This is a genomic window from Desmonostoc vinosum, assembly GCF_059505385.1.
Map to the genome: position 1 here is coordinate 52688 of NZ_JCACKM010000020.1, position 7950 is coordinate 60637.

At 40.9% G+C, this 7950-nt stretch carries 6 protein-coding genes; 4 read left to right on the plus strand and 2 right to left on the minus strand.

Features of this window, described 5'->3' with window-relative positions; all coding sequences use genetic code 11:
* The coding region (locus AC5JMF_RS02350) for a FecR domain-containing protein (RefSeq protein ID WP_495794117.1) at positions 1–983 on the minus strand (983 nt) is incomplete at its 3' end.
* Between the two features lie 461 nt (positions 984–1444).
* On the opposite strand from AC5JMF_RS02350, the gene AC5JMF_RS02355 reads away from it, so the two are divergent.
* A complete protein-coding gene (locus AC5JMF_RS02355) occupies positions 1445–2752 on the plus strand; it encodes a surface lipoprotein assembly modifier (RefSeq protein WP_495794118.1) in 1308 nt (435 codons plus the stop codon).
* A 47-nt stretch (positions 2753–2799) separates the two neighbouring features.
* On the opposite strand, the gene AC5JMF_RS02360 is transcribed toward AC5JMF_RS02355, so the two are convergent.
* Positions 2800–3615, minus strand: a complete 816-nt coding sequence (locus AC5JMF_RS02360; RefSeq protein WP_495794119.1) for a sulfurtransferase — start codon at positions 3613–3615, stop codon at positions 2800–2802.
* A 48-nt stretch (positions 3616–3663) separates the two neighbouring features.
* Between AC5JMF_RS02360 and AC5JMF_RS02365 the strand changes: the two genes are divergently transcribed.
* The 3 genes from AC5JMF_RS02365 to glmU all read left to right on the plus strand — a co-directional run bounded on the left by AC5JMF_RS02365 (position 3664) and on the right by glmU (position 7826).
* Positions 3664–4542, plus strand: coding sequence for a tRNA (5-methylaminomethyl-2-thiouridine)(34)-methyltransferase MnmD (locus AC5JMF_RS02365; RefSeq protein ID WP_495794120.1), 879 nt, complete (start codon positions 3664–3666; stop codon positions 4540–4542).
* Between the two features lie 577 nt (positions 4543–5119).
* Entirely contained in the window at positions 5120–6340 is a 1221-nt protein-coding gene (locus AC5JMF_RS02370; protein ID WP_495794121.1) for a response regulator, read from the plus strand.
* 127 nt (positions 6341–6467) lie between these two features.
* On the plus strand, positions 6468–7826 hold the full coding sequence (glmU, locus tag AC5JMF_RS02375; protein WP_495794122.1) for a bifunctional UDP-N-acetylglucosamine diphosphorylase/glucosamine-1-phosphate N-acetyltransferase GlmU: 1359 nt from the start codon (positions 6468–6470) through the stop codon (positions 7824–7826).
* The last annotated feature ends 124 nt before the right edge of the window (positions 7827–7950 follow it).

Here is a 7950-nt window from a genome sequence, read left to right on the forward strand (position 1 = left end):
GGTTGTGGTATTGGAACTTGATCAACCTGATTATTACGTTCAGATTGCTGAGTATTATTTAACAAGATTTGTCCTGTTTCCACTAGGGATTCTACTGGGTTATCATTTGTGAAAGTTTGATTGTCAGGCAAATTTGTAGAACCAGTAGTTTGCTGTGAAGAACCAGTAGTTTGCTGTGAAGAACCAGTAGTTTGCTGTGAAGAACCAGTAGTTTGCTGTGAAGAACCAGTAGTCAGCTGTAACAACGATGGATTTTCAATTACTTCCTTGCCTGTTATTGGTGCCTGTGCGTTTACAGCTGCCGTGGTCTCCGCTTGAACGCTAGCGATCGCAGGATCTGGAGTTGGTTGAGAGTTTTGTCTATTTAAATCTAATCCTCGAACTAGATCGCTTGTTTGATAAAAATTTCTCAAATCAAAATCGAATAAGCCTTGAAATTCACCCTTGACTATAACCATCATCTGTCCGGCTTGTAGTTTCTGAATTTGAGAAGCTTTGTTAGAAACTTCAATACCGCTATTGGTCAGCGCACCTACAATCGTGACATCTTTTTCCTGGTCATAGCGGACAAATAATGCTGAACCACGAATTGCTGCTGCGGCACTCGGCGTTTGTATACGTGTCTGCCCCCGTCCAGGCGGGATAAGTAATAACACAGTCCCGCTTGACAGTTTAAATCTGCGAGTTTTAGGTAAAAATTGAAATATAGCTTGTTCCCCAACGCGGGCTAAAGAGCCATCGTTAAAGCGCAAATCTGCTACTGAAGCTCTACCGGTGGATAATCCATCCCCAGGAATCATAGCGTCTGCTTTACGCGCTTGACGCTTCCTCGAACCGTTTCTAGGAATCAATTGCACCAAGTTGCGGAGGTTCCGAATTTCGGCGCGAATTAGAGGAGTTGTAGCATCTGCTTGATTGGGGACAGACAGCGCCATCATTCCCCATAAACTAATCATTAACAGTGATAAAAATCTGTGATACATAGCTTGGAACCTCGCAAACTTCAACTGATATCAAACAAGTTAATCCTTGAGTTGAATACGAAAGTTTTTAGCCTTGGCTAAATTATCTGAGCAAGTTTTTTAAGCAAAATTTGTCCGCATTCTAGTGTAAATTTAATAGTGAAAATACACAACTAACTGCTTATGTTTAGTTTATTTAAGTTTTTACTATTAAACTAAAATTGCTTGAAACCCTTTTACAGAAAGACTTTCAAATCAAGAAGATATTTACAAGCAGATGATGAACAATTGACAAATAATCTTTCATGACTATATGAGCTTATAAGATAATAAGAACGCCATAGAAGTTTTTCGAGGATAGATGTGAGGTGCATTACTGGCTGAATTTGACTAAAGTTGAGCATAAATTGGCTCTTGTGAGTCAAAACTTGCAAAGTAAATTTTGCGTTTACGTTGGTCAGATGCGATCAGCGCCATCAAAAATGCAAAACAAAGCCTGGAAAAATTTATTGTTTTGGATTTTGTTTGTGTCTTGCCCAGGAGCCTGGTGTTGTATCAGAGTGGATACAGTTCAAGCCACAAATTTAGATACACAGGTTAGTCACGAAAATTTGACAAAAAGCACAAAACTGCAAGCAAGTACACTGATAGATTATCAACCATGTCAGCAATTAGCGAAAAAAACAGTCCAATCTTTTTGTCAGCAGCCTAGTAAGTTGCCTAGTTTACAAATACCATTAAATCCAGCACAACAAACACAAATTTCCCAAGCGGAAGAAGGTTTGACAGACACTGAAAAGCAGGATGATCCACCACCGTTAGAAACACAACCAAACGATTTGCCCCAATCTTCTCCAGTCCCAATGGAGCAACTATTAGATACACCTGAGATTGATGAATCTGATAAGATACAAAGACTCAGACGAGCTTTGCAAGAGCGAAAACAGCAGTCTTCTGAATCAGATATCAATCAGGAATTAGGTTTGCGCGTTAGACCACGACCTTTAGAACAGTTACCATTGCCACCGATAGAGGAGCCTGTAACTGAATTTAAACCTATAGGTAGCCTACAGGCTCGTTTAGGCTTTTTCCAAACAAGTAATATTTTTTCCTCGGATGAGCCGCCAATAGAGGGTGGTTTGGTTTTTACTGGGCTAACATTAGCCTCTGCATATTTTCCTTTGGGGTCTAAAACTTTTTTAAATGGTTCAATTGATGGCAACCTCATTCGTTACATAGATCAATCAAAGTATAATTACAACCAAATTAGATTTAATCTGGGTGTTTATCAGCAGTTCTCGCGGCGCATGTATGGAGAAATTAGTTTCAGTAATCAACAGTTATTTTATGCCAATAACGACGATCGCCCCGATGGCTTTAAAGCAGGCGATCGCTTTTTGAATGAAAATTCTCTGCAACTATCATTAGGACGGCGAGATCCCTTAACTTCGAGATTAAGCCTCAATAGCTTTTACGAATTGAGTGTGAATTTTGCTGATCCTCAAAGCCGCGATCGGATAATTAATTCTTTTTTAGTTTCTTTGAACTACTACTTACAACAGCCTCTGCAAGTTGGTCTAGGTTATCAATTTAACTACTCAGACTTTACTCAGCGCGAACGAGAAGATCAATTTCATCGGCTATTTGGAACCTTAAATTATCGAATATCCGATTCCAGCATTATGAATGTACAGAGTGGTCTGACTTTCGGTGGTTCGACCGATCCAAATATTGATTTTGATGGTTGGTTCTTTAGTATTAACTATAGTTTGCAGCTGGGTCAGTTTTGAAATTTGTCATTAGTCCTTTGCAATTAGTCCTTGGTTATTACAAATGACTAAACGTAACTAATCCAATCACTCCAACTGCCGGCATAAAGTTTACCTTTGCTAATGCCGACTAATTCTAAAGAAAGTAAATTTACACAAGCAGTGACGCCAGAACCGCAGTAGACTAAAATTTCCTCGGCTGTTTCTAGCTCTTGCCATCGCCGATGTTGTTCTGATTGGGGGAGTAGGTAGCCAAGAGAGTCTGTAACTTCTTGCCAAGGGTAGTTAATTGCACCGGGTATGTGGCCGGCAATTTTATCGATTGGTTCCCGTTCTCCTCGATAGCGATCGCCCTCTCTGGAATCTATTAAAAACACGTTTGCGTTATCTTTACGACTTTTGACATCTGTGATATCCACTAGTTTTTGCTTTTGGATCTCAGGCACAAAGGTACCCATCTTTTGATCAGGAACAATGTCTGTAGTGGGATATCCAGCTTTTTGCCATCCAGCAAAACCGCCATTAAGCACCACTACTTGCTCATGTCCTAGATAACGCAATAACCACCACAGTCGAGCAGCAAAAGCAAAACGAGAATCATCATAAGCTACAACTAGAGTTTTTTGATAATTCACTCCCATAGTTGATAACTTATTAGCTAGATCCTTGGGATTTGGTAGAGGGTGTCTTCCTCCATGTTCTTCTACAGGACTAGACAAATCTTGGTTCAAGTCTAAATAATAAGCTCCACTTATATGACTTGCTTGGTACTGTTGTTTTCCTAGTTGTGGATCGGCTAGAGAAAAGCGACAATCCACAATGACAACTTGCGGATCTTCAAGATGTTCTAGTAGCCATGTTGCAGAAACGACGAGTTGGGTCATTTGTTATTTGTCAAGAGTTGGCAATTCTTCCCTGTTCCTTTTCATAAAATGTCAGATTTAGAGGATAGTTTCACGCCACAGCTAACAGCTGATGGTTCTTTCACCTTTACTTCTCAAGAGTTTGGTGAATCGTTTCACAGCCATTATGGAGCTAAGCAGGAGAGTTTTCTCAAATTTGTGGTTCCGACTCAACTAGCTACAGTTGCCCACAAACCTAGCTTACGGCTATTAGATGTTTGTTATGGTCTAGGATACAATACAGCGGCAGCTTTACAGACGATATGGTCTGTAAATCCTAATTGTGATGTAGAAGTAATGGGTTTAGAGTTAAATCCATCCATACCACGAGCTGCGATCGCTCATCATTTATTTGACAACTGGGACTATAAATACACCGAAATTTTAACTAAGCTAGCTTTTGAGCAGCAAGTACAAACGGCTTGTCTTGAGGCACAGCTGCTAATTGGTGACGCCAGAAACTCTATAACCCTAATACTTCAGTCGGGTTTCCAGGCTGATGCTATTTTCCTCGATCCTTTTTCACCCCCGCAGTGTCCGCAGTTATGGACTATGGAATTTATCAAACAACTTTCGTTATGTTTGCAGGCTGATGGTTTACTGGCTACTTATTCTTGTGCGGCAGCTGTGCGGACAGCACTTTTAGCAGCTGGCTTGATTATAGGTTCTACTCCACCTGTAGGTAGGCGATCGCCAGGTACAGTTGCAGCTCATCCTCAAGGAGTGAACAATGCCTCTGTTCCTCCTTTGTCTGAGTCTGAAAAAGAACACTTGCTAACCCGTGCTGCCATTCCTTACCGCGATCCTCAATTAAGCGATCCTGCAGAAATCATACTCATGCGACGACAACAAGAGCAACAAGCCTCTTCACTGGAATCTACTTCCCGTTGGCGAAAAAGGTGGTTATGAAAAACTGTAGGTAGATTTTAGGGATTAGTTGAACTGCGATCGCAAGCACAAAACTGAATAATTGCAACTTATATCCAAAAAGTTATACATTTGTTCATAAAAAATCTAGTTTCTTTTTTTATCTTCAAATTAATGAGTTTTTACCGACTCATCATTTAAACTAGTAGTGAGTAGTCAATAATACATAAATTTTAATATTCATCGATGATTACCATAACTATATAAGTAAAATCCTTAGAGATGTTTATCTTATAAGAAAATAAAAATCAAACCTATGTACTTTGTTATAACTTAGCAATGACAATATTTTCTGGCACTGCTAGCTTCAGTGGATCTCAGTAAAAAACCTGATTTAATATTTATAATAATTGCTCATACTGGAAATAAAGCTCAAAAACATGGCAGCAATACTACTCTAGTGTTCGTAAAATATAAAACATATGCTGTGAATTACTCCAATAAATAGCTTGACATAATGCATAATTCTTATGGAAATCCTTGCTCAACTAAAATCCAATACTAAACCTGCTTGAGAAATCAGAGATTGTTAATTTTTTCTTAAATCTGGAGTGCCTTTGTGATTCAAGGGAAATTCCCCAATACAGGCTTTATCGAACCAATTATTAGTGAGTCGGATTCCCCAAGTAAAGTGAAAAGTATCGGTTCAAATCATGCCACCGGATTGCAGGATTCTTCCTTAGACTTATCTGAAGAAAACCTTATGCTTAAAGATACTCAAGCAGTGTCTTCTTGGATGAAACCGGATGTTGATGGTGGTGATTCATTAGTCTCTAGAACTCTACAAGCTGACGGTTCTAAAGTGAGTGACTTTGATTCTGATGTGCCAAAAATTTTAGTAGTTGATGACCATGCCGCCAGTCGCCTAACTGCTGTTGCACTGTTGGCGATGGAAGGATACGAAGTAATTGAGGCGGACAGAGGTTCTATTGTTGTAGAGTTGGTAACACAAAAACAGCCAGATCTGATTTTGCTGGATGTGATGATGCCAGGAATGGACGGGTTTGAGGTGTGTCAGTTGCTCAAGCAAGATGAACAAACTAGACTAATTCCAGTAATTTTTATTACAGCATTAAACGACAGGCGATCGCGCATCCGAGGAATTGAGGTTGGAGCAGATGATTTTCTCAGTAAACCCTTTGACCGGGTGGAATTGTCAGCACGTGTGAAGTCCTTGGTGCGGCAGAAGCGTCTCAACGAAGACTTAGACCACGCCGAAAAAGTGCTGTTTTCCATTGGTATTGCGATTGAAAGCCGTGACCCTAACACGGGGGATCACTGTCATCGGCTGATCAAGTTAGGACAAGCCTTCGGTGAATATCTCCAACTCTCTCGTAACCAAATTCGAGATTTGGTGTGGGGTGGCTATCTTCACGATATCGGTAAAGTGGGTATTCCCGACTCAGTATTACTAAAGTGTGGTAAACTTACCTCCCAAGAGTGGGAAATCATGCGGCAGCATGTTTTAATTGGAGAAAAAATCTGTCAGCCACTACGTAGTTTACGGGGTGTAATCCCCATTATTCGCCATCATCATGAACGCTGGAATGGTTCAGGTTATCCTGATGCGCTTAAGGGTAATGAGATTCCTTATCTAGCACAAGTATTTCAAATAACTGATATTTATGATGCTCTCACTAGCGAGCGACCTTATAAAAGAGCTTTTTCTTCAGAAGAGGCTTTAGTAGTGATGCTAGAAGAAACTGCTCTAGGTTGGCGCAATCCTGTACTGATGCAGCAGTTTGTAGAGTTTATTCACTGTTGGCAGGAAGTAGAGTAAACCAGAAAAAAGACGCGGGGATAAATTTGATATTTCAGTCTTCGATGATTAGCTGGTATGATTTGAGCCTAAATCTCAATGTATCAACAGTATTTATCGTAAGTTCACTGATAGCTGATAGCTAATTATGGTAGTTGTAGCAATTCTAGCGGCGGGACGCGGCACACGGATGAAATCAAACCTACCCAAAGTTTTACATTCTTTGGGTGGGCGATCGCTAGTGGAGAGAGTTATCGAAAGTGTGGAACCGCTTTCACCCTCACGACGGATAGTGATTGTAGGGTATCAAGCTGAAGAAGTTAAAGCAGCTATGCAATCAATCCCTACATTGGAGTTTGTGGAACAGACTGTGCAATTGGGTACAGGTCATGCTATTCAGCAGTTACTTCCTTGCTTGGAAGGCTATACTGGGAATCTGTTAGTGCTAAATGGCGATTTGCCTTTAATACGCTCTGCAACTCTCAAGCAGTTATTGCAAACTCACCAAAAAAATCAAAACACTGCTACTATCCTCACAGCAAACTTAAATGATCCCACTGGATATGGTCGTGTTTTTTGTAACAACGAAAGTGTTGTGCAGCAAATTGTAGAACATAAAGATTGTACTGCTGACCAAAAACAAAATACCCGCATTAACGCTGGAGTTTACTGTTTTAGCTGGCAAAATTTGGCACAAGTGCTACCCCATCTGCAAGCAAACAATGCTCAAAATGAATACTACCTTACCGATACTGTTACTCAAGTAGGCAAAGTAATGGCAGTTGATGTGGCAGATTACCAAGAGATTCTTGGCATTAACGATCGCCTACAACTAGCAGCAGCATCCGAAATTTTACAGCGGCGAGTCAAAGAAAAATGGATGCTGGCGGGTGTTACTCTCATCGACCCAACAAGCATTACCATTGATGAAACAGTAGAATTACAGCCGGATGTAATTATTGAACCCCAAACCCATCTACGAGGAAATACGGTAATTGAAACAGGCAGCCGCATCGGGCCGGGGTCTTTAATCGAAAATAGTCAATTGGCTGAAAATGTCATAGTCCAGTATTCTGTGGTGACAAATAGCCTTGTTAAGGCAGGAACTCGCATTGGCCCTTATGCACATTTACGCGGTCATGCACAAGTCGGTGCTGGTTGTCGTGTAGGCAATTTTGTAGAATTGAAAAATACGCGTTTAGGCGATCGCACTAATGTGGCACATTTATCCTATTTAGGCGATGCTGTGACTGGTGATCAAGTCAACATTGGTGCAGGTACAATTACAGCCAACTACGATGGTGTAAAAAAACACCCAACCAAAATAGGCGATCGGACTCAAACTGGTTCTAATAGCGTTTTAGTTGCTCCGGTAACATTGGGAGATGATGTTTATGTCGCAGCTGGTTCTGCTGTTACAGAAGATGTTCCTGATGATTGTCTGGTAATTGCCCGTGCCCGTCAAGTCATAAAAGTAGGTTGGCGCAAGAGGAAAGCTCAATCCTAATTGAGGAAGGAACTCGCTAAACCCTCTGCAACTATAGACGGTAAACCTCTTGCATAAATATTTTTTATCTCACGCAGAGGCAAGGCAGCGCGTTGCGGAGCGAGTGTGGTCTTGGGGAGCCACC

What these genes read in the sequence shown, in the direction of transcription:
- AC5JMF_RS02355 (WP_495794118.1), top strand. Translation starts at nt 1,445, where the DNA reads ATGCAAAACAAAGCCTGGAAAAATTTATTGTTTTGGATTTTGTTTGTG.
- AC5JMF_RS02360 (WP_495794119.1), bottom strand. Translation starts at nt 3,615, where the DNA reads ATGACCCAACTCGTCGTTTCTGCAACATGGCTACTAGAACATCTTGAA.
- AC5JMF_RS02365 (WP_495794120.1), top strand. Translation starts at nt 3,664, where the DNA reads ATGTCAGATTTAGAGGATAGTTTCACGCCACAGCTAACAGCTGATGGT.
- glmU (WP_495794122.1), top strand. Translation starts at nt 6,468, where the DNA reads ATGGTAGTTGTAGCAATTCTAGCGGCGGGACGCGGCACACGGATGAAA.